Below are 26,504 nucleotides of genomic sequence, written 5' to 3'. Positions count from 1 at the left end.
ATTAACGGCCAGGAGGCTGGAGCGGGACCAATGAACCTGTGTCGGGTTCCTGCAGCTGGAGCGGTTGCCCTGTGCCTGAAACCGCTGGTGCCGGTTCTACATAGCTGCCCGTATTATACAAATTTGACAGAGACTTGATTGATCCGGCGCTCCCAATTTGCAGAATGGAGGAATTGCTGATTGATTCCAGCCGAAGATAGTTGATTTGAATGGTTTGATTAATATAGAAGTTCATGAGCCTCACTCCTTTTACGCATTGGCTACGATCGGCTGATCAACCGCATCATTGTCATACACATTCGTCGCGTTTTGATAATTCATCACCTTGAGGCTGTCGCCGGTATTAAAGCTGCCAGCGCCGGCAAATGTTCTGACCTGAGCCTGAGGAGAAATCGTAATGCAGTCCCCGATGTGAACGACTCCGCTCGTACCAATCGCATTAATTTTAAACGCTCCGACAATGGCTGGCATACGAGCACATCCTTTGTTGAAAAATTTAAAAAAGACAAGTAAAGTGAAAATACAATTCTGATTTCACTTGGGCTATTCACGATAGCTTATGACAAACGCACATATGTGTGAGAGAAATTTAAAGGGGACATATCGGCTCTTGATGAAAACGCTTTAATTTTTCGAGCCGTTATGTTTTGTGTATAAGTTGAGCGGACATGCGGCTAAGGATGCCGCGATCCGCCTATGGTTATTTTGGTTTGTTTCTTTGGTGTTTTTGCGTGTAGAAATGCTTTTTGGAGTATGTCGTGCTGCGGTATACGATTGTTGGGCGGGCACATTCTCGCCCTGAGGTATATCCCAGAAGTGCTGAGCAAAAAGCGGAGTTGCATGTGGTGTATTCGAATCGTTATCGAAAATGGTTTACATACGGGAGTTTTCAAGATATCCCGAAAACATCATTTCTTCTTTTATCCGGGTATTCAGCAGGATATCCAGCTCTTGGCTGCATTGAATCGTTTCCTTTGAATTCATGCCGTATTTTTGTGCTGTTTCAATTAGTGTGATTCTCATTTCTTCAATTTTACAGTTCATTACGCTATCTCCAATTCTAGATTTTATTTTGATATAAATACAGGATATCGTTAGTATAACCTATTTTGGCTGAAAAGGTTGCCTTTCGTCAATTTGACTAAAAAAGCGACATTTTTTGCTGCGGCTTTTTTGAAGGAGAAAGGACTATAGTCTTGCTAAGTGTGCTTGTAAAAAGTCCTGCCGTTCCTCAATTTCTCTAAGTATGTTTGTCTGCTCCTTTTCGATTTGAAAGGGGATTTTTTTTAGAAAAGGATCATCATCAGCTCTTTGACAAATGTCAAGATGCCATTCGCTGATGAAAGGAGACAATCGTTCAATAGTAAACGACCGGTTCAGCACGTTTTTCATTAATGTGTGATATTGCGAGCGGAAGGCGGGAATGGAAAGAAGCCTTGACGAAAGCGTCTCTCCTTTTGCCAGAAGCGGGTCCTCATCATACCTTCCTTGAAAGGCAAGTGATCTTGTCTCTATCGGAGAAACGTAAATCCGGCTGGATTCATTTAAACAAAATGTGTAATAAAAGCCTTGATTGGTGCAGGCATTGCCAATCAGCCACAAAAAAAACAGCTTGACATCCAGATACAATTTAATGCGTTCGGCCAATTCGTCATCTCCAGCTGTGCGGATCAGTATGAAAAATTCATGCAAGAATGCGGAAGAATCATCGTTAAAAACAGACACTGGAATCCTTGGATCGGCGGTCTTCACTCCGTAACTCGTTCTACCGGCTGGCTGATGGTTCTTGATGTTCAAATAAATGCCTTCAGGCTGGCCATTGATGGTCAGGAAGCTGTACGAGGCAGCGGGAGCAGGTACGCCGATCTGGTCAAAAAAACAATAGGCGAGTCTGCGCCGCATCAGGGACGGATCATCCTGTTCCGCATTCAAAAAGAGTGTCCTTTCACCAAGCAGAGACCTTTCCCAGCTGATTTCATAGGATGCCTTTTCCGCTCTGTCACGCTGTGTGAGAAGAATGGGAGAAACAGACCGGTCTGTTACGAAAAGCCCCTTGGCAGTACCTTTCCTTTTCAGCTGCTCCCGGTGAAAAAATAAATGCACGCTCTCCATATTCTTTCCTCCTTCTCAAAACGACATTTGTATGATATGAACAGCAAGCCCGTCCTGAAACGAAATGAAAACGAATATGAGAAAAAGGGATTTCAGCATTCGACAGAGAATACATGAAGGAGCATTCTGATTTAAAAGATGATGGAGGAATAACATGAAATTTGCGACAGGGGAACTTTACAACCGAATGTTTGTCGGCCTGATCATTGATGATGAGAAAATTATGGATTTGCAAAAGGCTGAAAAAAAACTGTTTGAACTTGAGACGATTCCGGGATCGCTGATTGAATGTATCGCAGAAGGGGATAAATTCGTTGCGCATGCAAGGCAGCTGGCCGAGTGGGCGAAGAAACCGAATGATGAGCTTGGATCATTTATGTATTCATTATCTGAGGTGAAGCTCCATGCACCCATTCCGAAGCCATCAAAAAATATCATCTGCATCGGCAAAAACTACCGGGATCACGCGATTGAAATGGGAAGTGAGGCTGATATTCCGGAGCATCCGATGGTATTTACTAAATCGCCGGTAACGGTTACGGGGCATGGAGATATCGTCAAGGGACATGAAGAGGTCACCTCTCAACTTGATTATGAAGGAGAACTTGCTGTCGTGATCGGAAAAAGCGGGACCCGCATTTCAAAAGAAGACGCATATGAGCATGTTTTCGGATATACGATTGTGAATGATATAACGGCGCGTGATCTGCAAAAAAGGCATAAGCAGTTTTTTATCGGAAAAAGCCTGGATACGACATGTCCGATGGGACCCGTGCTTGTACATAAATCATCGATTCAGGAGCCGGAGCGCCTCAAGGTTGAAACAAGAGTCAACGGTGAGCTGCGCCAATCCGGTTCAGCAAGCGATATGATCTTTTCCATTCCGGAATTAATTGAAACCCTCTCAAAGGGGATGACGCTTGAAGCGGGAGACATCATTGCCACCGGTACCCCGTCTGGTGTCGGCAAGGGGTTTACGCCCCCAAAATTTTTGCGGTCAGGCGACAAAATTGATATTACAATCGACCCGATCGGAACGCTGTCAAACCAAATCGGCTGAATAAAACTGGTGGGCGGACCTGGACCCGCCCGTTTTTTCTGACAATCTTCTTTGTGGCAGAGGACATGTTCATGGTACTATAAGTGGGGTAATTTATCTGATAGGGGGAACATATATGACACACCTACATATTACAACATGGGTAGTGGCGCTGATTCTGCTTTTCGTCAGCTACTCGCTGTATTCTTCAGGAAGTGCGAAGGGCGCAAAAATCACTCATATGATTCTGCGGTTATTCTATATCCTTATTATTCTCACAGGAGCTGAGCTGTTTGTCCGCTTTGCCAACTGGAACGGGGAATATGCCGGCAAAATGATTCTGGGCATTATCACCATCGGACTGATGGAAATGCTCCTCATCCGCAAGAAAAAAGAAAAATCAACAGGAGGCCTGTGGATCGGCTTTGTCATTGTTCTTGTGCTGACAGTGCTGCTTGGTCTGCATTTGCCAATCGGTTTTCAATTATTTTAATCGAAAATCCCGTGAACCCGGCTCTTTGATAGAGTTGGGTTTTTTTATAATCATCCCCTTATATACCAAATCATTTAAAATAACCTTAAAATTCCCTGTAAGCGGTATCTCGTCCTATGAAATTATGATACCTTCAAGGAGATTCATTATTTTGCAGGAGGGATATCATGAAACGTAGAAAATTCAGCTCGTTTGTGGCGGCAGTGCTTATTTTTGCACTGATTTTCAGCCTGTTTTCTCCGGGAACCAAAGCCGCAGCGGCCGGAGCGATTGATCAGGCGGCTGCTCTGGAAAACGGCAAAGAGCAGACAGGCGCCATGAAGGAGCCGGAACAGGTGAAATGGTACAAAGTGACTCCGGGAAAGACGGATATTCAGAAAAACTCACATATGGCACTGACCGTAAAGAGTGATTCAGTACTGAATGTATCTGTATATTCAAGTAAGGAAAAAGCGCTTAAAGATGAAACGTTTGAGATGTATCGATCTTTCACAGCGGAGGATGGAAAAAGCGAAATCATTTTTCCATACGCGTGGAGCGGCCCTTACTATGTAAAAGTTGAATACCTCGGAGAAGAAGATCCGGAGGACGGCGGAACAGCAAAAGCAGCTGCGGAAGCCAAGTATACGATTGGGTATAAAGGCACCAAAAAACAGCCATCAGATTTAGAAGAGGAAGAAGCTTGTCCGGTTGAAATGAGTGTCGATCAGAAGAAATCTGGAAAAGGCATTCTGGATAAGCTGAGAGCGATTCGGGATGAGCAGCTGAGCCAAACAGCAGAAGGCAAAGAACTGACAAGCCTTTATTACAAAGCAGCACCGTTTATCGTTGCAAAGCTCGCACTCAATAAAACAGCAAGAAATGAAATCTATCAGGATCTTGTGACATTAAAGCCGTTATTTGACGATGTGTCAGAAAACGGAACCTCATCTTCATATAAGGTCACTGAAAAGGATCAAAAAGCCATCAATCGGCTATATGACAAAGCTTTACAGTCGGTACCGTCTTTCCTTAAAGAGGAAATAAAGAAACAGGCGGATCGATTAAATATTAAGCAGCTGCAAGGCAAAACAGCAGGAACAATTTTAACTGAAAACAATATTGCAGCAAAAAGTGAAGTTCAGACAACAAAGGTTATTTTCAAGGTGAAGGATAATAAAAGCCTCTCATCCGTACATAACGAAATGAAGGGCTTTTCTGCAAGCGCGCAATCGAAAAAAGATATTTCTAATGTGAAAAAGGCAAAGAAACTGTTTGACAATCTATATTCATTTGAACTGCCAAAAGATGAGAAACAGAACGGCACATATACGGCAAGCGCCAAACGGGTCAAAAGCGCTGCCACGACATTATCCAAGATGTCTAACGTAGAATTTGCGGAGCCTGTAAAGGAATACAAGAGCCTGGCAAACGATATTCAGTATCCTTACCAATGGCCGCTTAAAAACACTGGTGAAAACGGCGGTGTTAAAAACGCGGATGTAAAATACGAGCCTGCCAGCACATTGCTGTCCAAGCGCAAGCTTAACGATACACTCATTGCAGTAGTAGACACAGGCGTTGACAGCACGCTTGCCGATTTAAAAGGAAAAGTAAGAACCGATCTCGGACGCAATTTTGTCGGACGGAATAACAATGCAATGGATGATCAGGGGCATGGAACGCATGTCGCCGGCATTATCGCCGCCCAAAGCGATAACGGCTACTCAATGACTGGATTGAACGCCAAAGCGAAAATTATCCCTGTCAAAGTGCTTGATTCCACGGGCTCCGGAGATACTGAACAAATCGCACTCGGCATCAAATATGCTGCTGATAAAGGAGCAAAGGTAATTAATTTAAGTTTAGGCGGAGGCTACAGCCGCGTGCTTGAATTTGCTTTGAAATACGCAGCTGACAAAAATGTCTTGATTGCCGCAGCCAGCGGGAATGACGGAGCCAATTCTTTATCTTATCCTGCATCTTCTAAATATGTGATGTCAGTCGGCGCCACAAACCGCATGGATATGACCGCGGATTTTTCTAACTATGGAAAAGGCCTGGACATCTCTGCTCCAGGGTCTGATATCCCGAGCTTAGTGCCGAACGGAAATGTCACATATATGAGCGGAACATCCATGGCGACGCCATATGCTGCCGCTGCTGCGGGACTGCTGTTTGCTCAAAATCCTAAGCTGAAGAGAACAGAAGTAGAGGATATGTTGAAAAAGACTGCAGATGATATTTCCTTTGAAAGTGTCGATGGCGAAGAAGAAGAGTTATATGACGATTATGGCGATCCGATTGAAATTCCAAAGACACCTGGAGTAGACTGGCACTCAGGCTACGGGCGTCTGAATGTCATGAAGGCTGTCAGCGCAGCTGATTTACAGCTCAAGGTCAACAAGCTGGAAAGCACTCAAACAGCTGTCAGAGGAAACGCAAAGGAAGGCACGCTGATCGAGGTGATGAACGGCAAAAAGAAACTCGGCAGCGCCAAAGCCGGAAAAGACAATGCGTTCAAGGTTAATATCGCGACTCAAAAACAGGATCAAGTACTGTATGTGAAAGCAACAAAAGGCGATGCGAAAACATCGTATAAAGTTGTTGTCGTCAAAGGAAAACCTTCCGGCACACCGAAAGTAAACGCGGTCAAATCGAAGGATACGGCAGTAAAAGGGAAGGCGAACAGCAAAGCGATGATCAGAGTGAAAAACAAATCAAAGAAAGTCATTGCTTCTGCCAAGGCTGATGCAAAAGGAGCGTTTTCGGTGAAAATAAAAAAACAAAAAGCCGGAACAGTGCTGTACGTCACGGCTGCGGATACAGATAAAAAAGAAAGCAAGGAAGCAAAAGTTGTCGTAGAAAAGTAACCAAAAAGCGGTGCTCGATGCACCGCTTTTTTTATTTGCGTCCCCGTTGGACTGCTGAATACATGATGGATCGCTTTCCGTTTGAAGCCGTCCATTCAAACCGGTCTCCTGTCCCTTCGCTGCTGTAGTGATGCTGCATCGCGCATTGGGCGGTATCATTTGAAAAGTGATAAAAGGACACACCCTGCTCCTCCGAAGTATTTGAAAAGACTCCTTTATTATAAGAAAAGACGCAATCGAATACCGATAAGCCGAAGCTGTGCAAGTGCTGCAGAAATGCGAGAAAGGTTTCGTCGTCAAGCGAATCCAAAAGCGCCATAAGCGGCCGCTTGACTGATTTCTCATAGCGGATGCGTTCTCCACCGGCAAGGGAGATGTTTTCTTCACCGCATGCCAGAACCAATTGATCCTGAAAGCCGGCTTGCTCCCACTTTCCTTTATGGTGGACCCAGATTTGCCTGTGTTGGAGAGTGTCCGCCGAAAGTATATCACCTTCTCCGTTTTCGATTAAACAGATGCCGTCTTCGATGAGGATGGTGCCGTATTCCCATTTTCGTTCCTCTGTATATATCAATTGTTTCCGTTTCATGCATGCTGTCTCCTTTTTCTTCATTCCTCTCTTTTCTTTCCAATTCAAGCCTGTCCCATACAACTCTTTTATGGACAAATCAACTATCTGCCTATAGATGCATAAACTTACTAAGGTGCTGAAAGAAACGAAATTGTTACGATAGAAACGGGATTGGAGCTGATATCACATGTGTGGAATTACGGGTTGGGTCGATTTTAAAAAGCAGCTCGTCCAGGAAAAACAAACGATGAACAGAATGACAGACACTCTTTCCAAACGAGGGCCTGATGATTCTAACGTTTGGGGAGAGCACCATGTTTTATTCGGACATAAAAGACTTGCTGTTGTTGATATTGAAGGCGGACGCCAGCCGATGGCGTGCACCTATAAAGGCGATACGTACACCATTATTTACAATGGCGAGCTGTATAACACGGAAGATTTGCGCAAAGAATTGCGGGCTCGGGGCCATCAATTCGAGCGCACATCAGATACCGAGGTGCTTCTTCACAGCTACATTGAATGGCAGGAAGACTGTGTCGACCATCTCAATGGCATATTCGCTTTTGCTGTGTGGGATGAAAAGCGCAATCTGCTGTTTGCCGCAAGAGACCGTCTCGGCGTAAAGCCGTTTTTTTACACGAAGGAAGGCTCTTCATTTCTCTTCGGGTCAGAAATCAAAGCGATCCTCGCACACCCTGATATAAAAGCGCGGGTGGACAGAACGGGACTTTCTGAAATTTTCGGGCTTGGACCGTCCAGAACCCCGGGCACTGGCGTATTTAAAGGCATAAAAGAAATCCGCCCGGCTCACGCGCTGACGTTTTCCAAAGACGGGCTTACGATTTGGCGTTATTGGAATGTTGAAAGCGAAAGACATACGGACAGTTTTGGTGACACGGTTGCCAATGTCAGATCATTGTTTCAAGACGCGGTGACGCGGCAGCTTGTGTCGGATGTGCCGGTTTGTACGTTCCTATCAGGCGGTTTGGACTCAAGCGCGATTACAGCGATTGCGGCGGGCCATTTTGAAAAGGAAGGAAAAGCACCGCTTCATACTTATTCAATTGATTACGAAGAGAACGATAAATTTTTTCAAGCAAGCGCTTTTCAGCCGAATGATGACGGGCCATGGATTGAAAAAATGACAGAGGCTTTCGGCACAACGCACCACAAATGTGTCATCAGCCAAAAGGATCTCGTTGATCACTTGGAGGAAGCTGTACTGGTCAAAGACTTGCCGGGAATGGCGGATGTTGACTCATCCCTGTTGTGGTTTTGCCGGGAAATCAAAAAGGACTTTGTCGTCAGCCTGTCGGGAGAGTGCGCGGATGAGATTTTCGGCGGGTATCCGTGGTTTCATATGGCTGACGTCGAGTCAGGCTTTCCATGGATGAGATCGACAGAGGAGCGGATCAAGCTGCTTTCTGACTCATGGCAGAAAAAATTGAATCTGAAAGAATACGTAAATGCCAAATACGAAGAAACCTTGGCGGAAACGCCATTATTAGATGGAGAAACGGGTGTGGATAAAGCAAGAAGACAGCTGTTCTATTTAAATATGCTTTGGTTTATGACGAACCTTTTGGATCGGAAGGATCGCATGAGCATGGGGGCGAGCCTGGAAGTGCGGGTGCCGTTCGCCGATCACCGGCTCGTGGAATATGTTTGGAATATCCCATGGGAAATGAAAATGCATGACAACCGAGAAAAAGGCATTTTGCGCAAAGCGCTTGAGGGCATTTTGCCTGATGACATTTTGTATCGCAAAAAAAGCCCGTATCCGAAAACGCACCACCCCGAATATACAAAAGGCGTCAGCGAATGGCTGAAAACGATCAGAAGCCAAAAGGACTCCGTGCTCCATACCTTGCTGGACAGAAAACAATTAGATCAGCTTTTAGAAACGGAAGGTTCCTCCTTCAAGGTTCCGTGGTTCGGGCAGCTTATGAAAGGGCCTCAGCTGATCGCCCATCTAGCCCAAATTCATACATGGTTTGAAGCGTATCGCATTGATATTGATGAAGGATAAAGAAAAAGCCGATTCTGCTAAAAGGAATCGGCTTTTTCTTCATATACAATTGTGAGAAAACATAATAGACTTGAAGAAGCAGTGATACATAGGAGTGAAAAGAAATGAAAGAGATAAAAGAAGCCTATCTTGAATGCGGCCAGATTGTCAGCGCCCGCGAACCAGCCTGCTACAAAGCATTTTCGTTTCTTCCACTGAAGCAAAGGCAGGCAGCTTGGGCGGTTGTGGCGTTTTGCCATACGGCAGCCAATGCGGATGGGAAGGCGTTATCTGCCATTGAAGCTGAGGCGGAAGATATTTTTTCCGGGACGTATAACGGGAATCACTTTTTGTGGAAGGCTTTTGGTCATGCGTACCAAACCTTTACTCTGGACAGCGAGCCATTCCGTGAGTTTATGGCCGCACAGAAAGCGGAAGATAAACCGTTCGAAAATCTTGATGAACTGCTCATGCACGCATACCAGACGGGCGGCGCAGGCGGATTGATGCTGCTCCCGATCATGACGCGCCGGCATCGGGAACAGTTGACACATGCAGCCGGTTCACTCTTTTTAGCGATTCAGCTGATTCGGATTCTGAGAGATATCGGCACTGGCCAACAGCAAAAAAACCGCATCCCCCGGCAGGTGATGCAGCAATTTGGATATACAGAGGACGACCTTCAAAATGGCGTCGTGAATAAGGCGTTTACTATGACATGGGAGTATATCGCTTTTGAAGCGGAAGCCTATCTTGAGGAGTGTCTGGATGCATTGCCGCTATTTCCGCAGTATTCACAAAAAACGGTGAAAGCCGCTCTTCATTTGTACCGGGCTGTTTTAGAAAAAATCCGGGCGGAGCAGTATGATGTATTTCAACATCAATACGCCCTCACAGAGAATGAAGTGAAGCGGATTCTGTCTGACATATAAAAAAACACCCGGCCTTATTGAGCCGGGTGTTACGCCATACCTTTTTGAATCCAGATGCGGGAGCGCCATCTTCTGTACATTAAGATTCCGCGAACCCATTCGTCCGCAATAAAGGAAATCCAAACGCCGGCAAGACCGAAACCGAGATGGATGCCGAATAGATAAGCAAGCGGGAGACCGATGCCCCACATTGAAATCATTGCCATGTAAACCGGGAATTTCGCATCCCCCGCGGCACGCAGGGAGTTAATGATAATGACATTAAACGAGCGGCCCGGTTCAAGGATAATCGTCATGGCAATCAAAAGGCTCGCAGTCGCAATAATGTCAGGGCTTTGTGTAAAGATGCCGATCAGGTCTTTTGAAAAGATCGTCATTAAAACTGAGGTAGCCGCAGCAATTCCGAGTGCCCAATATAAGCTTTTCATGCAGCGCTCATAAGCGGCATCAAATTGTTTGCCGCCAATATAACGGCCGATTAAAATTTGCGTACCCTGGCTGATCGCAGTGCCGAACAGCAAAATAAACATCGTAATATTTTGCGTATACACTTTTGTTGTCAACGCCTGCGCGCCCATGATCGCGATAAAATACGTGACAATCATTTGCGACAGGTTGTATGACAGCTGTTCTCCCGCAGAAGGGATGCCGATTTTCAGCAGCTTGCGCAAATGCTCTTTATGCATATGAAACACTTTTTTCAGCGACATCTTCAGCTGAATGCGTTTGTTGACAATCACAATCATCGCGATTAATCCGATGACGCGGGCGATAGATGTAGACAGCGCCACACCGGCAACGCCGAGAACAGGAAAGCCGAACAAACCAAAAATCACCACACAGTTTCCGGCAATGTTTAAAATGTTCATGCCGATAGTGACAAACATTGTATCTTTTGTGTAGCCGTAGCTTTTTAAGACCGCGCTGAATGTCATGATTAAAGCCTGAATAAAGGACAGACCTCCGACAACTTGTAAAAAGACTTTCGCATCAGGCATCAGCTCGTTTGATAATCCCATCATATGAAGCAGAGGAACCGCCGCGAAAAAAATGATGGCACTGATCGCAAGGCTGATGAAGAAGTTGGCGCCGATTGACACATAAGCGACTTCCATGGCTTCTTTCTTTTGCCGCGAGCCTAAAAATTGTGAAATCACAACGGTCGTTCCTGTGGCGATAAAGCTGAACATCACGATAATTAAATTCAAAATCTGGTTGCTGACGCCGACTGCTGCCACGCTGTTATCCGAGTATTGGCTGAGCATCAGTGTATCGGCATTACCCATAAACATATATAATGAGACCTCAATAAAGATCGGCCAAGTAAGCGAAAATAATGAGAACGTTTTGTCAGCGGGTTTTTTCAAAGCAGTTGATTTGAAGACAGCTTGTTTCATTGTGTCTAACCCCTTTCGTAAATAAAATCAACGTTTTAAAGTGTACCTCCATTTCCTTATAATAAAAAGGGAGAGAAACGATACTTCTTGTAAAAATCCGACTTAAAAAGGAGGATGATTCAAATGCCTCGCATCCTGTTTACTGTCCCGCCTTTTCCGGTATTTATAGCGGCCGGAGAAGGGGTTTTTAAAAAGGGAGAAACCCATGTGAAACGTGTATTCTCCGTGTTTGATCTGATATATGTCAAAGACGGAACGTTATATATTACGGAAAATGAGAAATCATTCTCCATTGAAGGCGGCGAGTACATTCTGCTTTCTCCCGGTCTCGAACACTATGGAACGAAGGGCAGTGATGAAGCAACCTCCTACTATTGGCTTCACTTCGATGAACACCGTTATGAATTTACAGCTAAGGGAGGCAGCAATTGGTCTGAGCTTCAGCAGGAAAAAGGGAGCTTCGAAGAGCCGGCCCGCTACGGATTGGCTTTGCCGAGAAAAGGCAAGGTGCAGCGCCCGCAGTTTATGGCGCAGCAGTTTGAAAGACTGATTGATTACTCCGCGGAAAACTCCGATTTGCCGCTTAGAAAGCAAATCTTATTTGAGGAGCTGATGCTGCATCTGCAAAAAGAAGCGTTCCAAATACCGTCTGCGAAAGAGCGGGTAGCCTGGGAGGCGGCCCGGTATTTACAGGAGCATTATAAGGAAAAGACGACAATCAAGGATCTGTCACTCGCCCTTCACTATCATCAGGATTATGTGAGCCGCTGCATGCAGCAGGTGCTCGGCGTAACGCCGGCACAATACACGAACCGGGTGAGAATGACAGAAGCGAAGCGTCTTTTATCCTCTACAAATGATAAAATGGGCGTTATTGCAGAAACCGTTGGAATGGAAGATCCGACATACTTTTCGAAACTCTTTAAGCAGATAGAAGGGATTTCACCAATTGAATACCGGAAAATTGTCAGCCGTAAAGTTCAATAACCAAACGAGGGATGAACATGAAAACAACAATCTACGATGTGGCAAGGGCGGCGGGTGTCTCGATTACAACCGTGTCGCGTGTGATTAACCATACGGGGAGAATCAGCGACAAAACGCGGCAGAAGGTCATGAATGTCATGAATGAAATGGCATACATGCCCAATGTCCACGCCGCGGCGTTAACGGGAAAACGAACGAATATGATCGCTCTCGTAGCGCCTGATATTTCAAATCCGTTTTACGGCGAACTTGCCAAAAGCATTGAGGAAAGAGCGGATGAGCTTGGTTTTCAAATGATGATTTGCAGCACCGATTACGATCCGGAAAAAGAAACGAAATATTTTTCTGTGCTGAAGCAGAAAAAGGTGGACGGCATTATTTTTGCAACAGGGATTGAAAACCATGACAGTATGTCTGCTTTGGAGGAAATCGCCAATGAACAGATTCCGCTTGCCATGATTTCTCAGGATAAACCGCTGCTTCCGATGGATATTGTCGTCATGGATGATGTTCGCGGCGGGTACGAGGCTGCCAAGCATCTTCTGTCACTCGGCCACACGAACATCGCCTGTATTATCGGAGACGGGTCAACAACAGGTGAAAAAAATAGAATCAAAGGCTTCCGCCAGGCGTTGGAGGAAGCGGGCGTGCCCATTGATGAGTCACTGATCATCCCGACTCGATTTTCCTTGGAAAGCGGCAAGGAAGAAGCGGGTAAATTGCTCGACAGAAACGCTCCGACGGCTATTTTTGCCTTCAATGACGTATTGGCCTGCGCCGCCATACAAGCTGCAAGAATAAGAGGCATAAAAGTGCCGGACGACCTTTCTATCATTGGTTTTGATAACACGATACTCGCAGAAATGGCGGCTCCGCCCCTGACGACCGTAGCCCAGCCGATAAAAGATATGGGGCGAAGCGTCATTGAACTGCTGGCAGAAGCAATAGAGGGAAAACGAAAGACGAAACATAAAATAGTGCTCCCGCCTGAACTTGTAATCAGACATTCTACATCACCGCCTAACACATAGGCCCGCTAATGAGCGGGTTTTTTGATTTAAAAAACATATTGCGTGTCAACAAAAGGCAGTGTAAAATGAAACCATCTTTTGAGAAAGCGCTTGCGCAAAAATGAAAGCGGAGTTGCCGCTGTTTTTTTAGCTGTTAAGAGAAAGCGCTTTCTCCAAGCGATCCTGAAATGAGACAAAGGAGAGGATGGGGAGTGGAACATCAAGTAAGATGCACAGTATTGGGATTAGGAAGGCTCGGTTATTATCATGCGAAAAATCTCGTTACCAGTGTACCAGGGGCAAAGCTGGTCTGTGTCAGTGATCCGTTGAAAGGGAGAGCGGAGCAGGTTGCCAGAGAATTCGGTATCGAAAAATGGTCAGAGGACCCATATGAGGTGTTAGAAGATCCCGGTATTGATGCTGTCATTATCGTAACGCCGACAAGCACACATGGTGATATGATCATCAAAGCAGCCGAGAACGGCAAACAGATCTTCGTTGAAAAACCGCTGACATTAAGCCTTGAGGAATCTAGAGCAGTTTCTGAAAAAGTGCAGGAGACAGGTGTCATTTGCCAAGTCGGCTTTATGAGACGGTTCGATCCCGCATACGCAGATGCCAAGCGGCGGATTGACGCAGGTGAAATCGGCAAACCTATCTATTATAAAGGCTTTACGCGCGATCAAGGCGCGCCACCCGCAGAGTTTATCAAACACAGCGGTGGGATTTTTATTGACTGCTCCATTCATGACTATGATATTGCCCGTTATTTGATAGGGGCGGAAATCACTTCTGTTTCAGGGCACGGCAGGATTCTGAACAATCCGTTTATGGAGCAGTACGGCGATGTGGATCAGGCGCTGACGTATATTGAATTTGACTCCGGCGCAGCGGGGGACGTCGAGGCAAGCAGAACCTCTCCATACGGACATGACATCCGGGCGGAGGTGATCGGGACAGAGGGCAGTATTTTCATAGGAACATTGAGAAATCAACATGTGACCATCCTATCGGCTAAAGGGAGCAGTTTTGATATCATTCCAGACTTTCAAACTCGTTTTCATGAAGCCTACTGCTTGGAGCTTCAGCATTTTGCCGAGTGTGTCCGGGATCGAAAAACGCCGATTGTGACAGATATCGATGCGACAATCAATTTAGAAGTGGGCATCGCGGCGACCAATTCCTATAAGAGCGGCAGGCCCGTACAGCTTGATGTGAAGCGCGCTTATACAGGTATGTAAAAGCTAATATGTTGCATTTGAGGCTTTCCACAAAAAAAGCAAGGACATTTTAGCCCTTGCTTTCTCTTTTCTCATATAAATAGTACATATAATCAGTAGGTATGCCTGAATGGCCCAGCTGTCTCAGCATGGCGGTTACGTTCCCTCTGTGGTAAGTGCCGTGATTGACGACATGCAGGATGGTGTCTGCATAGGTTGATTCCAGTGTACCTAGTTTCGGATGCTGCATTGTGAAGGTCTGTTCTAAGTCCGTCTGGCGGCTGAAGAAATCATGATACTGTGACTCCAGCTCGGCAGCGTGCTGTTTAATCGCTGCCATATTACCTTGCGCGGACTCTAATTTACCTGCGCTTTCTATAATCTCTTGGTAGGTCACTCCCGAAAGAACATTCAGCCAAATGTAGTCAGCCCTGCACATATGAAGCAGCACGTCGCTGACAGAAGGAAATACGCTCTTTACTTCTTGATAGGCAGTTTCCTCCGGCAGGTTTTCGATATGGGTAAATATTTTCTTGTTTGCCCAAGAATGATAGTCATAAAACTGTTTTGCATCAGTCATCAGCATTGCCCCCTTTTCTAAGAAATTCGTTTTTTTCATCTGTTTCTCCTTCAATTGCAAAAGAGTGATACCCCAAAATATCCTGCCGCTGCCCACATGACCGCTGCAGAGCATTTGTTTACGATCACCATTAGCCTGCCGCTCGTATCCATTGTTTGAAACAGCCTGCCCGCTATTGCAAGACTGCTAAACCAAATCCAAGATACAGCGAGGCAGGCGGCCATAAAGAGCCATTTCTCAAGCCCCGAATATTGAAGAGAACTCGTGCCGATGACACCGATCGTGTCCAGAATGGCATGCGGGTTTAAAAGTGAAGCAGCGGCCGCAAACATGGCTTGCTTTTTTGCTGTAAACGTATGTTTTTCATCTTGGCTTGTTTTTGGACGGCTGTGCCAAGTTACCCAGCCCATATAAAGCAAAAATAAAAATCCGCCGGCCATCATTACTGCCTTAAACATGGGCAGCTGCTGCACAATGACAGATACGCCCGCAACAGCTAATACAATGAGCAGGGTGTCGCAGACTGAAGCACTGATGACGGCGGGGAGTGCTCGCCAAACATGCTTTTGCCACGCGCCTTGCTGAAAAATAAATACATTCTGCACTCCCAGCGGCAAAATTAAGCCAAACGCGAGCACAATTCCGTGAATGATTGCATTCATGCTGATAAAAGCTCCCTTCACATCTTTTTTTCAATCATAAAAGAGATGTTTACCAAAGTCTCCAGCCATTTGGTTGGGTTTAGACCCAGCCAAATGTATAATGTGAAAAAAGGGGGCATGACCTTGTCGCAATGGAAGCCAAGCCGAAAGTCAGATGTTCCGCTGCATCGGCAGATTGAACAATATATGAAAGACAAGATTCTTCACGGAGAGTGGGCTGTAGGGACGAAAATCCCTGCGCAGAGAACGCTGGCCGACATGTTTCAAGTCAACCGCAGCACAGTCACAGCAGCTATAGATGAACTCACGTCTCAAGGCTTGTTAGAGGGAAGAAGAGGCGGCGGTACGAAGGTTGTAAACAGTACTTGGAGCGTGCTGGCGGCTGAGCCTCCGCTTGATTGGAGCGATTACGTCCGTTCAGGAATTCATCACCCTAATTCTTCTATCATTCAGGAAATTAATCAAAACGAACCAAGAGCGGATATCATCAGATTAGGCACAGGAGAGCTTTCACCGGATCTGCTGCCTGCTGATACAATGCGCCGGATGTTTCAGAAGATCAATCCGCAGGCTCTGTCTTTAGGATACGAGCAGCCGAAAGGAAACCGTCAGCTGCGGGAGGCGGTGGCGGAGCATTTAAAAGGCAAGCAGATCCATGTCAGTCCGTCAGCGATTTTAATTGTGTCAGGCGCGCTTCAGGCGCTCCAGCTTATTTCAATCGGGCTTCTAAAACGGGGTTCTGTCATTTTGACGGAAAAGCCGTCCTACCTACAATCTTTGCATGTGTTTCAATCATCGGGTATGCGGCTTCGCGGCGTGCCGATGGATAAAGAAGGGGTCAAGGCGGGGCTTGTTTCTTCTTATCGAAAACAATATGGGGGACAGCTGCTTTACACGATTCCGTCGTTTCAAAATCCGACAGGCACAGTCATGTCAGAGCAGCGGAGGAAAGAGATCATCAGCCTGTCAAAAAAAGAGCAGCTGCCCATCATTGAGGATGATGCGTACGGTGATTTATGGTTCGAAGAAAAACCGCCGCAGCCGTTGAAAGCAATGGATCACGAGGGCCATATTCTGTACCTGGGCACGTTTTCAAAAACGGTTAGTCCCGGTCTGCGAATCGGCTGGATTGCCGGTCCGGAACCGGTTATTGAAAGGCTGTCGGACATTAAAATGCAGACAGACTACGGTTCAAGCGGACTGTCCCAGTGGGCGGCTGCCGAGTGGCTGTCGCAGGGGTATTATGAAGAGCATCTGACTTGGGTGCGAAGGGTGCTTAAACAAAGGAGAGACGCCGCCGTTCATTTTCTCGAGCGATATGCGGGGGACATTGCCTCGTGGCGGATTCCTGCCGGCGGCTTTTATATTTGGGTGACATTTCATAAAAACCTGCCTGTCAGCCGTTTCTTTTATGAACTGCTGAAACGGCAAGTGCTTGTGAATCCCGGTTCCATTTATGACGGCGAAGACCGAAACAGCATCAGGCTGTCATATTCCTATGCATCTCTTGGGAATTTGGAAACTGGCATTAAGGCGGCAGCCGAAACAGCCCGCCGCCTGATGATGTCCTAAGCTTTTGTTATACGATCACAGCTCCCAGCGCCCTGGCGAAAGCAATCGCGTGCTCAGGTGCGATTTTGCAGCCTTTCAATTTGTCGAGGGAGACATGAAGCTGTTCAAAACGGCACGTGCTGATGTCCATGTTTTGAAGGGACGTGCCGGAAAAGCTGGCGCCTTCCAATTCGCACCTGTCAAAGTGTGTCTGCTGGAGCACCGTATTGCTGCACTCACTTTGCATAAGAGCACAGTGATCAAATCGAACTTGTTTCATATTTGAATACGAAAATGAGCTGAAATGTCCGTGGCATTCCTCGAATGAAACATTCCGCAGCGTTGCTTCCGCCACATTCATTCCAACCATTTTTGACTGCTTAATAGAAGTTCTGTGAATGACAGCTCCGCTGAAATCGGCGTTTGATAAATCACATTTTTCAAAGATTACATCGGTCAGTTCAATATGCCGAAAAGACACATCGATAAACACGACATTTCTAAAGATCGTTTTTTCCACACAAAGTCTTTCGATATCTTCGCCGAAGATTGTACAATCTTCAAACAAATGCATGCTGATTACATCATCCTGCGTCACGGCATCATGAAAATCTGCGGTTTGCAGGTTTTCCGGTATATTCGGTTTTTGAATTGTAATTTTATTCATGTGATGACATCCTTTGCTGCCCGAAAAACAGAGGCTTCCGGGTTCAATTTAGTAGATCGTTAAGGAATTTGATACATATAGTAAATCGTAAAGAGCCTTTCTTGGTACAGCAGCCCGGTTGTTTTGTAAGCATAAATGGAAAGCTTCCTGTACGTCAAGGCGTTTACAGGCCGGGAAAGCCAAAGGGAACAGGAGGAATGCGGAATGGGACATTACGTCAAAACCGAGGAGCATGTGACACTGTTTGTAGAGGATATCGGGCATGGAAGGCCGATCATCTTTTTGCACGGGTGGCCGTTGAATCATAAGATGTTTGAATATCAAATGAATGAGCTTCCGAAAAGAGGCTTCCGTTTTATCGGCATTGATTTACGGGGATATGGACTATCTGACCGCCCTTGGGAAGGCTACGATTATGACACGATGGCCGATGATGTGAAAGCAGTCATTTATACGCTGCAGCTTGAGAATGCGGTTCTTGCCGGTTTTTCAATGGGCGGAGCCATTGCAGTCCGTTATATGGCAAGGCATGAAGGAGCGGATGTTGATAAGCTGATTTTACTGTCAGCAGCGGCACCCGCGTTCACAAAACGCCCGGGTTATCCGTACGGCATGAGGAAGCAGGATATTGACGATATGATTGAACTGTTCAAAACGGATCGGCCCAAAACACTGGCGGATTTAGGGAAACAGTTTTTTGAGAAAAAAGTGTCCCCAGAGCTTAGACAGTGGTTTCTCAATCTGATGCTGGAGGCCTCCTCCTACGGGACGATCCACTCGGGCATTGCATTAAGAGATGAGGATCTCAGAAAGGAACTTGCTGCAATCAAGGTGCCGACGCTGATCCTGCACGGGAGAAAAGATAAAATTGCGCCGTTTGATTTTGCGAAAGAATTGAAGCGCGGCATCAAACAGTCGGAATTGGTTCCGTTTGCAAACAGCGGGCACGGAGCATTTTATGAGGAAAAAGAGAAGATCAACAGTTTGATTGCGCAGTTCTCCAACTCATAATAAAAAACCCGATATTCATCGGGTTTTTATATGATCCCTCTGTTTTGCAGTTCGTTAATGATGAGATCAGCTCCATCGGAAATAGAGATCTGGTCCGACTCAATGATAAAATCGGGTGAAATGGGCGCTTCATACGGAGAATCGATCCCGGTGAAATGTTTGATCTCTCCGTTTCGCGCTTTTTTATAAAGTCCTTTTGGATCGCGCTGTTCACAAACATGCAGCGGGCACTTTACATAAATTTCGAAGAACTCACCTTTTGGAAAGAGCGCTCTAACCATGTCCCGGTCTTCTCTGAATGGAGAGATAAAAGCCGTTAAAATCATTTGCCCGCTGTCGACAAATAGCTTCGCCACTTCTCCGATCCGGCGGATGTTTTCAATCCTGTCACCAGTCTGAAATCCAAGATCTTTGTTTAAGCCGTGGCGGATATTATCACCGTCAAGCACATAGCTCTGAATGCCCCTGCGGTAAAGCTTTTCATCGACTGCATTGGCCAGCACCGATTTTCCGGAGCCTGATAAGCCGGTAAACCAGAGGACGCAGCTTTTGTGTCCGTTTAAGGACTGTCTGTCAGACTTTGAGATGGCAGCGGGATGCCAAATGATGTTCGGATTGTGTGTCATTTTAATTCCCCGCTGTTTTGCTGGATGGCAACTGGCTGTTGATGAAGTCCCTTGATCAACACGGCTGCGACCTCAGGTCGGCTGAACTCTTTAGGCGGCTTTTTGCCTTGGCGGAGAAGCTCTCTCACTTTTGTGCCTGATAAGTGGATGTGGTCTCTTGAGCTGTGCGGACATGTTTTGGAGGTGCCCATGTTTCCGCATTTTCGGCAATAAAAGCTGTGCTCGAAAAACAGCGGCTTGATGCCAAGCTCCTCCTCTGTGAATGATTGAAAAATATCTTGTGCGTCGTATGTCCCGTAGTAGCTGCCGACCCCTGCGTGATCACGGCCTACAATAAAATGGGTGCAGCCGTAATTTTTTCGGACGAGCGCATGGAAAATCGCTTCCCGCGGACCTGCATAACGCATGGCGGCAGGGAAAACCGATAACATGACACGATCCTTTGGATAATAGTGATCAAGCAAAACCTGGTAGCTCTCCATTCTGATATCGCTCGGGATATCGTCTGACTTTGTTTCGCCGACAAGCGGGTGAAGCAGCAGACCGTCGACCGTTTCTAACGCTGTTTTTTGTATATATTCATGTGCTCTGTGAACAGGGTTCCTGGTTTGAAAGCCGACAATCGTTTGCCAGCCGAGTTTTTGAAAGGCCGCTCTTGTTTCTGCGGGCGCTGCATAAAACTGCTCGAAAGGTTTGTCAGGCAGGCGGCTGACCGTGATAGGCCCCCCGATATAATAATCCGGGCGCGCCAGCAATTTTTTTACGCCTGGGTGGGCAGGATCGGTTGTTTTAAAAACAGACAGTGCTTCCAGTGTTTTATCAGGCCGGTATATATCGGTGACTGTGATCATGCCGTAGGTAACGCTGTCTTTCACAAGCTTGACGTGATCTCCGGCAGACAGCTGTTTTGCTGTTTCTTCTCCGACAGGCAGCGTAATCGGCAGGCTCCACGGCAAGCCGTTTGCCAGCCTCATTTCTTTCACAACACGATGATAATTCTTTTCTCCCAAAAAACCTGTTAACGGGCTGTAGCCGCCGATCGCAATAAGCTCCAGGTCGCTCAGTGCAAGCTGATCCAGCTCCGCTTCGCACGTGCACCCTTCAAAACGGCATGCGGGATCACAGCGGTTGATTAATACCCCTCCATGGGGCTCGTTTCCATTCAACGTGTTCAACCTCCATTTATACGTTTCCTTGTTTTCTTTTCTGCACTTCAATGAAGCTTTACATCAGTGCCTTAACATCATTTCGATTCTCACAGCAAGAACCTGCCATCGGCTATTCCTGATGCAGGCCGCATTCTGTTTTCTCCCGTCCGGCCCATCTTCCAGCCCTCTCATCGTTCGGGTCCGAGGAAGGCAATGTACACATTTCACAGCCTATGCTCGGATAATGTTGATCGTGCAGTTTGTTGTAAGGCAAATTGTGCAGGCGGATGTACGTCCAAACGTCATCCCATGTCCAGTGGATGAGCGGGCAAATTTTGATGAGCTTAAACTTCTGGTCCAGGTTTACGTATTGGATATGCTTTCTCGTTGGCGACTGCTCCCGGCGCAGCCCTGAAATCCAAGCTGTCATGCCGGAAAGGTGCTTTTTGAGCGGTTCGATTTTCCGCAATTGGCAGCAGAGGTTCGGATTATGCTTCCACAGCTCTCCGCCGTACTTCGTCTCCTGTTCTGCCAGGCTCAGCTCGGGCTTGAGCAGCTGGATTGTAAATCCCGGATATCGCTCTTTGACAGCCTCGATCAGCTCATATGTTTCTTGAAAATGAAGCCCTGTATCCAAAAAGATGATGTGTGCGTTTTTGTTGATTTTTGATATTAAGTCGAGAAGCACCATCCCTTCTGCGCCAAAGCTGCAGGCGTACACAATCTTTTCCCCGTACGTTCGGTAAGCCCATTTCAACACATCGAGCTCATCGATCAATTGATCCGTTACCTGTTTGGACAGCATGTCGTTCCAAGTGTCATACGTGATGGTTTCGTTCAACGTTTTCCCCCCGTTTGCATCTGCTTTTTTATCTATTGATCGAGTTATAGGCAGACTATTCATTTTTTGCATAAAGGTTCAGGGTTTTTAGGTGCCGCGCCCGCCTAAAATGAGGAGCGGAACCATTAAGAGCCCGGCTGAATATGCTTTTAAGCAAAATGGTTTTATGCCCAAGGAGAGGTATTATGCCGATTTCCATTTATCAGGGGCATCATCATTCGCTTGCCCCGGCGGATATTAACATCGTCATTGATGTCATCAGAGCCTTTACGGTCGCCCATTATGCGTTTATCGGCGGGGCGAAAGAGATTTTGTTGGTCCGGACGGCTGATGAAGCCTTTGCGCTGAAAGGCACCTATCCGGATTATGTATTGACGGGAGAGGAAAAGGGGGTCGGTATCAGCGGATTTGATTTAGATAATTCTCCTAAGCGCATGGCTGGGCAGGATATGGCGGATAAGCGTCTGATCCAGAAAACAACTAATGGCGTCACAGCGGCGTTGGGGGCGCTGAATGCAAAGCATCTGTTCGTAACTGGATTTTCCAATGCCAAAACAACGGCACAGCATGTAAAAAAGCTCGCCGCAAACGATTGTGTCATAAACATTGTGGCTTCCCACCCATTCGGTGATGACGATATGGCGTGTGCGGAGTATATCAAAGGCATCATTGAAGGGACAAATGCGGTAACGACTGAGGAGGCGATTCAAAGAATAAAAGGCTCTTCTGTTGCAGAGAAATTTTTTGACCGCCGCCAGCCATTATTTGATTCGGAGGACATCGCTTACTGTGCAAAAGAACTGACGGGCGATTTTGTGATGAAAGTGAAACAAGATGGAGAAGTTCCAACGATAGAGAGGGTCATAATATGAATGATTTTTCACTAGAATTGCCAGTGAGAACAAATAAGCCGAGAGAAACCGGGCAGTCCATTTTAATTGATAACGGCTATCCCTTGCAATTTTTCAAAGATGCGATAGCTGGAGCGTCCGACTATATTGATTTTGTGAAATTCGGCTGGGGCACATCATTACTTACGAAAGATCTTGAAGAAAAAATCAGCACGCTAAAAGAGCATGACATTTCATTTTTCTTTGGCGGCACACTGTTCGAAAAGTATGTAAGCCAGAAAAAAGTGAATGAATTTCATCGGTACTGCACCTATTTCGGCTGTGAATATATTGAGATTTCAAACGGTACGCTCCCGATGACAAATAAAGAGAAAGCGGCTTACATTGCCGATTTTTCTGATGAATTTCTTGTGCTCAGTGAGGTGGGCAGCAAGGATGCGGAATTAGCAAGCCGGCAAAGCTCTGAGGAATGGCTTGAATATATTGTTGAGGATTTGGAAGCGGGCGCGGAAAAAGTGATTACAGAAGCCAGAGAAAGCGGGACGGGAGGGATCTGTTCCAGCAGCGGCGATGTCAGGTTTCAAATTGTTGACGACATCATTTCTTCGGATATTGATATCAACAGGCTGATTTTTGAAGCGCCTAACAAAACGCTTCAGCAAGGGTTTATTCAAAAAATCGGGCCGAATGTGAATCTGGCCAATATACCATTTCATGATGCCATCGCGTTGGAGACGCTGCGTTTAGGTCTAAGATCCGATACCTTTTTTCTGTAAAACAGCGGCTGCGGGGCTCTCGTCGTGAAGAGAGCCTCTGCCTATTATTTTTTATGGCGGTACATAGGCGTGAGATAGGGAAGAGAGGTCAGGCGGATGTTGTAGATGAAGTCGATGACTCTTGTCGATATCACCTGGCATATGAGGGCTTGAATGACGATGCCCCAGTCAATAATAGACGCGGTGACCATAAAAATGATGCAATTCATGATGAGCAGAATCGTTCCGGGATTCCCGCCGCGGTAGATAGAAATCATTAGAGCAAGGGCTCCGAATCCTCCGTTCGAAATTTTATATTTGTATAAAAGTCCGATGCCGAGTCCCAATAGCACTGCGCCGCTTGCCAGATCAAGCCACAGGTTTGATGTGATATCCGGAAAAACCGCATCAAAGATCAATACCGAGACAGAGGTGACGGTGATAGAAGCGAGGGTGCCGGTGAATGTCCTCATCTCCAGCCACTTTAAAGCAGTAAAAAGCATTGATACATTCACAGCCCACACTGAAAAGCCGTGGGGAATTTGAAACAGATAATGCAATAGCACCGCAATACCTGCTGCACCGCCTGTCGGAATATCATGCGGAAATAAAAATAAGGACATGCCGAGTCCCTGTAGTACGCCGCCTACGACAATCATAAACGTGAGTTTTGCTTTCATCAGCAGTTCAGCCATTAAGTCATTTGCTCCTTTATGAAAAGACTTGTCCGCTGTTTTCATTTTATGAGGCTGTCCATGATTTATGTCTCAAAATGAAGAAATGGCCCAGCTTAATAGGCTGAGCCATCCCACTTGCAGCGATTGATGATTTCCATATTGATCTCTGTTCCAATGCCTTTTCCTTTCGGGATGTGGACCATTCCTTTTGAAGGCTGCAGGCTGACGAGATCTGTAAAAGGATTCTCCATGACGTCCCACTCGATCGGTTCAATTTGATCGTTCTTCATTTTAGACCATGGGGGCAGGCAGGCTTGTGCAAATAAAGCATAGAGCCGTGAAAGTGATCCATCATATGCATGGGCGGATGCTCTGACGCCAAAATAACGGGCGAGCTGGAGGCAGTCCCGAAACTCATCGATTCCGTTGACATGCATGACATCAGGCTGAATGATATCCAAACAGCGCTGTGAAAGGAGAGGCGCAAATTGCGCCGCGCCTTTCATGTTTTCTCCACCGGCAACAGGAACAGATAAACGGCTGCGAAGCAAAGCGTAATCCTGCGGCTGATCAAAGGGCAAAGGCTCCTCAAGCCAGCCAATGTTCTCCCATTCGGAGAAATAGCGCTCCCATTTAAACGCCGCAGCGGCATCATAGCTTTGATTTGCGTCCAGAATCATCGTAATGGAGCTGCCTGCTGTATACTGCAGCGCATTGATGTGCCGGATATCCTCCTTGAAGGAGGTCCCGCCGATTTTGACTTTGATTTGCTCAAACCCTTTTTTTAACTGGGCTTCAACGTTGGAGACCGAGCGGCTGATCCATTGCGGGGAGTCTGAGTACGATTGAAAAGAGGCGTACACAGGAATCTCTTCTCTGAATCGCCCGCCCCATAATTCGCAAACTGAACAATCCGCAGCTTTGGCCGCAATCTCTGTCAGCGCCATGCTTACAGCGGAGGCCGCCCGCTGGTGCCATTTCTGAATCGTGCGCACTAATGAAAGGCGGCTGCCGGCCTGTTTTCCTAAAAGAAACGGGATGATCCGTTTCGTAAAACCGACATGGAGAGCAGGGAGCCAATCAACACATTCTCCCCAGCCGTCTATCCCGCTTTCGGTGATAATCCTGATCAGATAACAAGTCCGATATCGTTTAAGCCCGTTGGCGTCTCCGTATGGCTTGTTTAATCGGTGCAAGAGCGGAAAGGTTTCAATGCGTACAATCTTCAAACCGTGTGCTACCTTTCCTCAGCGGGCTGCAGCCGATTGCCAGCCATTTTAGGGTCTTCTTTCTCTTTTGTTTCTTCATTATTTTGCTTCACATGGATTAACATCATCACAAGAATGCCGACAACGAGAGTCAATCCCGCAATGCTTAAAAACATGCCGGGTCTGGACCATTGCATCAGGCGGCCGAAAATCGGAGGGCCGATTGCTACCCCTAAGAAGCGTACAGATCCGTATAGCGAGGTGACAAATCCTCGTCTTTCTTTGCCGACAGCACCGGTAATGAAACTGTTCACACAAGGAAGAACAAGACCTGAGCCGATACTGCTCAGCACGAGAACACTGATAAAGAGGACAAGATTTTCAATGAATGACAGTGCCGCGTAAGATACGGTCATGAACGCCAATCCGAGTACGATCAGTTTTTTCATTAACGATTGCTTTTGCCCAATTTTGCTTCCTGTTGTATAAGACGTCACACACATAACCAAAAGCGGAATCGCTAAAATCAAGCCTTTTTTCACGCCGTCGGTGTCGTATGTTTTTTCAAGAACATCTGAGAGGTAAAACAGGATGCCGAATAAAGTAAACAAACAGGTCGCACCGGCTAAATAAGCGGTAAACAGCCATCTGCCTTCATGTTTAAAAACACTTAACAGCCCTTTCGCATATTTTCCGATAGGTGGCGGTTCTTTTTCCTTTTTCTTCTCTTTAATAAAAATCCAAGTCAGCACGATTGAAATGATACAAAACACAGGGAAGGCAAAAAACGCGCCATACCAGACAAGCAGGGCGATAAGCGAGCCGATGATCGGTGAAAGCACTTTCCCCATGCCGTTTGAAGCTTCAACAAGGCCCAGCACCTTGCTCTCCTGGGCGCCTTTAAACAGATCTCCCGTCAGTGCCATGGCAATTGGGCCTGTTCCGGCTGCCCCGATTCCCTGAAGCGCTCGTCCTGCCATGACCCAAGGAAAGGCATTGTCAAAAAAACCTGCCGCAAACCCGGCTAACAAACCGCCGGCACCATACAAAATTAAGCAGGGAATAATGATGATTTTCCTTGAGAATCGGTCTGCGAGATAACCGACGATCGGAATCGCAAATGCTGCAATCAAGGAAAATACTGTGATCACCAGACTGACTTGAAATTGTGATAAATGAAGTTCAGATTTCATTTTTGGCAAAATCGGAATAAGCATCGAGTTTCCGAGGGTTAATATTAAAGGGATTGAACCGATTGCTACAATCGTCATTCCGTTATTTTGTTTTGATGATTCCATCTCAG

General features: G+C 46.4%; 25 protein-coding genes and 2 pseudogenes. 12 read left to right on the top strand and 15 right to left on the bottom strand.

The annotated features are described in order from the left end of the window. Window position 1: 1 nt before the first annotated feature. The 4 genes from gerPB to BFW96_RS07195 form a co-directional block, all read right to left on the bottom strand. Window positions 2-235, bottom strand: coding sequence for a spore germination protein GerPB (gerPB, locus tag BFW96_RS07215; RefSeq protein WP_014663465.1), 234 nt, complete (start codon window positions 233-235; stop codon window positions 2-4). A gap of 14 nt (window positions 236-249) precedes the next feature. Next, window positions 250-471 (bottom strand): spore germination protein, encoded by a 222-nt coding sequence (locus tag BFW96_RS07210; RefSeq protein ID WP_003233088.1) that lies wholly within the window; start codon window positions 469-471, stop codon window positions 250-252. Between the two features lie 402 nt (window positions 472-873). Then, window positions 874-1,044, bottom strand: coding sequence for an aspartyl-phosphate phosphatase Spo0E family protein (locus BFW96_RS07200; RefSeq protein WP_014663466.1), 171 nt, complete (start codon window positions 1,042-1,044; stop codon window positions 874-876). Between the two features lie 144 nt (window positions 1,045-1,188). After that, complete coding sequence (locus BFW96_RS07195; protein WP_069839051.1) at window positions 1,189-2,112, bottom strand: CotH kinase family protein; 924 nt, start codon at window positions 2,110-2,112, stop codon at window positions 1,189-1,191. Window positions 2,113-2,266: 154 nt separating this feature from the next. Here BFW96_RS07195 and BFW96_RS07190 point away from each other — a divergent pair, with 154 nt between their 5' ends. The 3 genes from BFW96_RS07190 (at window position 2,267) to wprA (ending at window position 6,496) form a co-directional block, all read left to right on the top strand. Further along, window positions 2,267-3,172 carry a fumarylacetoacetate hydrolase family protein gene (locus tag BFW96_RS07190; RefSeq protein ID WP_040083505.1) on the top strand — a complete coding sequence of 302 codons (906 nt, stop codon included), beginning with the start codon at window positions 2,267-2,269 and terminating at the stop codon, window positions 3,170-3,172. A 115-nt stretch (window positions 3,173-3,287) separates the two neighbouring features. Further along, window positions 3,288-3,644, top strand: coding sequence for a YisL family protein (locus tag BFW96_RS07185; RefSeq protein ID WP_014663470.1), 357 nt, complete (start codon window positions 3,288-3,290; stop codon window positions 3,642-3,644). Window positions 3,645-3,811: 167 nt separating this feature from the next. Then, complete coding sequence (wprA, locus tag BFW96_RS07180) at window positions 3,812-6,496, top strand: cell wall-associated protease WprA (protein ID WP_069839050.1); 2,685 nt, start codon at window positions 3,812-3,814, stop codon at window positions 6,494-6,496. A gap of 31 nt (window positions 6,497-6,527) precedes the next feature. Here the strand turns inward: wprA and BFW96_RS07175 are convergent, their stop codons facing one another. Then, entirely contained in the window at window positions 6,528-7,109 is a 582-nt protein-coding gene (locus tag BFW96_RS07175) for a DUF2777 domain-containing protein (protein WP_080487964.1), read from the bottom strand. A 145-nt stretch (window positions 7,110-7,254) separates the two neighbouring features. On the opposite strand from BFW96_RS07175, the gene asnB reads away from it, so the two are divergent. Both asnB and BFW96_RS07165 read left to right on the top strand, forming a co-directional pair. Beyond that, a complete protein-coding gene (asnB, locus tag BFW96_RS07170) occupies window positions 7,255-9,099 on the top strand; it encodes an asparagine synthase (glutamine-hydrolyzing) (RefSeq protein WP_069839048.1) in 1,845 nt (614 codons plus the stop codon). 81 nt (window positions 9,100-9,180) lie between these two features. After that, a pseudogene (locus BFW96_RS07165) lies at window positions 9,181-10,010 on the top strand (phytoene/squalene synthase family protein). 29 nt (window positions 10,011-10,039) lie between these two features. Here BFW96_RS07165 and BFW96_RS07160 read toward each other — a convergent pair. Continuing rightward, entirely contained in the window at window positions 10,040-11,407 is a 1,368-nt protein-coding gene (locus BFW96_RS07160) for an MATE family efflux transporter (RefSeq protein ID WP_069839046.1), read from the bottom strand. Between the two features lie 123 nt (window positions 11,408-11,530). Between BFW96_RS07160 and BFW96_RS07155 the strand changes: the two genes are divergently transcribed. From BFW96_RS07155 to iolX, 3 genes are all read left to right on the top strand, one after another. After that, on the top strand, window positions 11,531-12,394 hold the full coding sequence (locus BFW96_RS07155; RefSeq protein WP_069149336.1) for an AraC family transcriptional regulator: 864 nt from the start codon (window positions 11,531-11,533) through the stop codon (window positions 12,392-12,394). 17 nt (window positions 12,395-12,411) lie between these two features. Continuing rightward, window positions 12,412-13,425 (top strand): transcriptional regulator DegA, encoded by a 1,014-nt coding sequence (gene degA, locus BFW96_RS07150; RefSeq protein ID WP_069839045.1) that lies wholly within the window; start codon window positions 12,412-12,414, stop codon window positions 13,423-13,425. Between the two features lie 191 nt (window positions 13,426-13,616). Continuing rightward, on the top strand, window positions 13,617-14,645 hold the full coding sequence (gene iolX, locus BFW96_RS07145; RefSeq protein ID WP_069839044.1) for a scyllo-inositol 2-dehydrogenase: 1,029 nt from the start codon (window positions 13,617-13,619) through the stop codon (window positions 14,643-14,645). A gap of 49 nt (window positions 14,646-14,694) precedes the next feature. On the opposite strand, the gene BFW96_RS07140 is transcribed toward iolX, so the two are convergent. Both BFW96_RS07140 and BFW96_RS07135 read right to left on the bottom strand, forming a co-directional pair. Then, complete coding sequence (locus tag BFW96_RS07140) at window positions 14,695-15,204, bottom strand: DinB family protein (protein WP_069150761.1); 510 nt, start codon at window positions 15,202-15,204, stop codon at window positions 14,695-14,697. Between the two features lie 50 nt (window positions 15,205-15,254). Continuing rightward, window positions 15,255-15,904 (bottom strand): annotated as a pseudogene (locus BFW96_RS07135) (LysE family transporter). Window positions 15,905-15,983: 79 nt separating this feature from the next. Between BFW96_RS07135 and BFW96_RS07130 the strand changes: the two are divergent. Beyond that, a complete protein-coding gene (locus tag BFW96_RS07130; protein ID WP_083252821.1) occupies window positions 15,984-17,438 on the top strand; it encodes an aminotransferase-like domain-containing protein in 1,455 nt (484 codons plus the stop codon). A 7-nt stretch (window positions 17,439-17,445) separates the two neighbouring features. On the opposite strand, the gene BFW96_RS07125 is transcribed toward BFW96_RS07130, so the two are convergent. Continuing rightward, the gene (locus tag BFW96_RS07125) at window positions 17,446-18,084 is read right to left on the bottom strand and encodes a pentapeptide repeat-containing protein (RefSeq protein WP_014663482.1); all 639 of its coding nucleotides are present in this window, start codon (window positions 18,082-18,084) and stop codon (window positions 17,446-17,448) included. Between the two features lie 204 nt (window positions 18,085-18,288). On the opposite strand from BFW96_RS07125, the gene BFW96_RS07120 reads away from it, so the two are divergent. Beyond that, window positions 18,289-19,095: an alpha/beta fold hydrolase gene (locus BFW96_RS07120; protein WP_069149341.1), complete on the top strand. Its 807-nt coding sequence runs from the start codon at window positions 18,289-18,291 to the stop codon at window positions 19,093-19,095. A gap of 26 nt (window positions 19,096-19,121) precedes the next feature. On the opposite strand, the gene cysC is transcribed toward BFW96_RS07120, so the two are convergent. The 3 genes from cysC to BFW96_RS07105 form a co-directional block, all read right to left on the bottom strand. Then, the gene (gene cysC, locus BFW96_RS07115) at window positions 19,122-19,721 is read right to left on the bottom strand and encodes an adenylyl-sulfate kinase (protein ID WP_040083486.1); all 600 of its coding nucleotides are present in this window, start codon (window positions 19,719-19,721) and stop codon (window positions 19,122-19,124) included. After that, complete coding sequence (sat, locus tag BFW96_RS07110) at window positions 19,718-20,887, bottom strand: sulfate adenylyltransferase (RefSeq protein ID WP_069839041.1); 1,170 nt, start codon at window positions 20,885-20,887, stop codon at window positions 19,718-19,720. The genes cysC and sat overlap by 4 nt, the downstream gene beginning before the upstream one ends. A 112-nt stretch (window positions 20,888-20,999) precedes the next feature. Continuing rightward, the gene (locus BFW96_RS07105) at window positions 21,000-21,710 is read right to left on the bottom strand and encodes a phosphoadenylyl-sulfate reductase (protein ID WP_083252820.1); all 711 of its coding nucleotides are present in this window, start codon (window positions 21,708-21,710) and stop codon (window positions 21,000-21,002) included. 185 nt (window positions 21,711-21,895) lie between these two features. Between BFW96_RS07105 and BFW96_RS07100 the strand changes: the two genes are divergently transcribed. Both BFW96_RS07100 and BFW96_RS07095 read left to right on the top strand, forming a co-directional pair. Continuing rightward, on the top strand, window positions 21,896-22,582 hold the full coding sequence (locus BFW96_RS07100) for a 2-phosphosulfolactate phosphatase (RefSeq protein WP_069839040.1): 687 nt from the start codon (window positions 21,896-21,898) through the stop codon (window positions 22,580-22,582). Then, entirely contained in the window at window positions 22,579-23,337 is a 759-nt protein-coding gene (locus BFW96_RS07095) for a phosphosulfolactate synthase (RefSeq protein WP_014663488.1), read from the top strand. The genes BFW96_RS07100 and BFW96_RS07095 overlap by 4 nt, the downstream gene beginning before the upstream one ends. Window positions 23,338-23,381: 44 nt before the next feature. Here BFW96_RS07095 and BFW96_RS07090 read toward each other — a convergent pair whose 3' ends face one another. From BFW96_RS07090 to BFW96_RS07080, 3 genes are all read right to left on the bottom strand, one after another. After that, window positions 23,382-24,011 carry a YitT family protein gene (locus BFW96_RS07090; RefSeq protein WP_009966972.1) on the bottom strand — a complete coding sequence of 210 codons (630 nt, stop codon included), beginning with the start codon at window positions 24,009-24,011 and terminating at the stop codon, window positions 23,382-23,384. Between the two features lie 95 nt (window positions 24,012-24,106). After that, window positions 24,107-25,222 (bottom strand): mandelate racemase/muconate lactonizing enzyme family protein, encoded by a 1,116-nt coding sequence (locus tag BFW96_RS07085; protein ID WP_069839039.1) that lies wholly within the window; start codon window positions 25,220-25,222, stop codon window positions 24,107-24,109. Between the two features lie 8 nt (window positions 25,223-25,230). Beyond that, window positions 25,231-26,499 (bottom strand): MFS transporter, encoded by a 1,269-nt coding sequence (locus BFW96_RS07080; protein ID WP_069839038.1) that lies wholly within the window; start codon window positions 26,497-26,499, stop codon window positions 25,231-25,233. Window positions 26,500-26,504 lie beyond the last annotated feature (5 nt).

It is taken from the genome of Bacillus sp. F56 (assembly GCF_001748205.1).
Taxonomy (GTDB): domain Bacteria; phylum Bacillota; class Bacilli; order Bacillales; family Bacillaceae; genus Bacillus; species Bacillus stercoris.
The sequence above is the reverse complement of the archived record's forward strand: the minus strand, read 5'-3'. Positions and strand labels throughout refer to the sequence as shown.

What these genes read in the sequence shown, in the direction of transcription:
- cysC (WP_040083486.1), bottom strand. Translation starts at nt 19,721, where the DNA reads ATGACACACAATCCGAACATCATTTGGCATCCCGCTGCCATCTCAAAG.
- BFW96_RS07120 (WP_069149341.1), top strand. Translation starts at nt 18,289, where the DNA reads ATGGGACATTACGTCAAAACCGAGGAGCATGTGACACTGTTTGTAGAG.
- BFW96_RS07195 (WP_069839051.1), bottom strand. Translation starts at nt 2,112, where the DNA reads ATGGAGAGCGTGCATTTATTTTTTCACCGGGAGCAGCTGAAAAGGAAA.
- BFW96_RS07190 (WP_040083505.1), top strand. Translation starts at nt 2,267, where the DNA reads ATGAAATTTGCGACAGGGGAACTTTACAACCGAATGTTTGTCGGCCTG.
- BFW96_RS07200 (WP_014663466.1), bottom strand. Translation starts at nt 1,044, where the DNA reads ATGAACTGTAAAATTGAAGAAATGAGAATCACACTAATTGAAACAGCA.
- BFW96_RS07090 (WP_009966972.1), bottom strand. Translation starts at nt 24,011, where the DNA reads ATGGCTGAACTGCTGATGAAAGCAAAACTCACGTTTATGATTGTCGTA.
- degA (WP_069839045.1), top strand. Translation starts at nt 12,412, where the DNA reads ATGAAAACAACAATCTACGATGTGGCAAGGGCGGCGGGTGTCTCGATT.
- BFW96_RS07160 (WP_069839046.1), bottom strand. Translation starts at nt 11,407, where the DNA reads ATGAAACAAGCTGTCTTCAAATCAACTGCTTTGAAAAAACCCGCTGAC.
- BFW96_RS07095 (WP_014663488.1), top strand. Translation starts at nt 22,579, where the DNA reads ATGAATGATTTTTCACTAGAATTGCCAGTGAGAACAAATAAGCCGAGA.
- BFW96_RS07140 (WP_069150761.1), bottom strand. Translation starts at nt 15,204, where the DNA reads ATGACTGATGCAAAACAGTTTTATGACTATCATTCTTGGGCAAACAAG.
- BFW96_RS07130 (WP_083252821.1), top strand. Translation starts at nt 15,984, where the DNA reads ATGACCTTGTCGCAATGGAAGCCAAGCCGAAAGTCAGATGTTCCGCTG.
- BFW96_RS07210 (WP_003233088.1), bottom strand. Translation starts at nt 471, where the DNA reads ATGCCAGCCATTGTCGGAGCGTTTAAAATTAATGCGATTGGTACGAGC.
- gerPB (WP_014663465.1), bottom strand. Translation starts at nt 235, where the DNA reads ATGAACTTCTATATTAATCAAACCATTCAAATCAACTATCTTCGGCTG.
- BFW96_RS07100 (WP_069839040.1), top strand. Translation starts at nt 21,896, where the DNA reads ATGCCGATTTCCATTTATCAGGGGCATCATCATTCGCTTGCCCCGGCG.
- asnB (WP_069839048.1), top strand. Translation starts at nt 7,255, where the DNA reads ATGTGTGGAATTACGGGTTGGGTCGATTTTAAAAAGCAGCTCGTCCAG.
- BFW96_RS07125 (WP_014663482.1), bottom strand. Translation starts at nt 18,084, where the DNA reads ATGAATAAAATTACAATTCAAAAACCGAATATACCGGAAAACCTGCAA.
- BFW96_RS07175 (WP_080487964.1), bottom strand. Translation starts at nt 7,109, where the DNA reads ATGAAGAAAAAGGAGACAGCATGCATGAAACGGAAACAATTGATATAT.
- BFW96_RS07080 (WP_069839038.1), bottom strand. Translation starts at nt 26,499, where the DNA reads ATGGAATCATCAAAACAAAATAACGGAATGACGATTGTAGCAATCGGT.
- wprA (WP_069839050.1), top strand. Translation starts at nt 3,812, where the DNA reads ATGAAACGTAGAAAATTCAGCTCGTTTGTGGCGGCAGTGCTTATTTTT.
- BFW96_RS07155 (WP_069149336.1), top strand. Translation starts at nt 11,531, where the DNA reads ATGCCTCGCATCCTGTTTACTGTCCCGCCTTTTCCGGTATTTATAGCG.
- BFW96_RS07185 (WP_014663470.1), top strand. Translation starts at nt 3,288, where the DNA reads ATGACACACCTACATATTACAACATGGGTAGTGGCGCTGATTCTGCTT.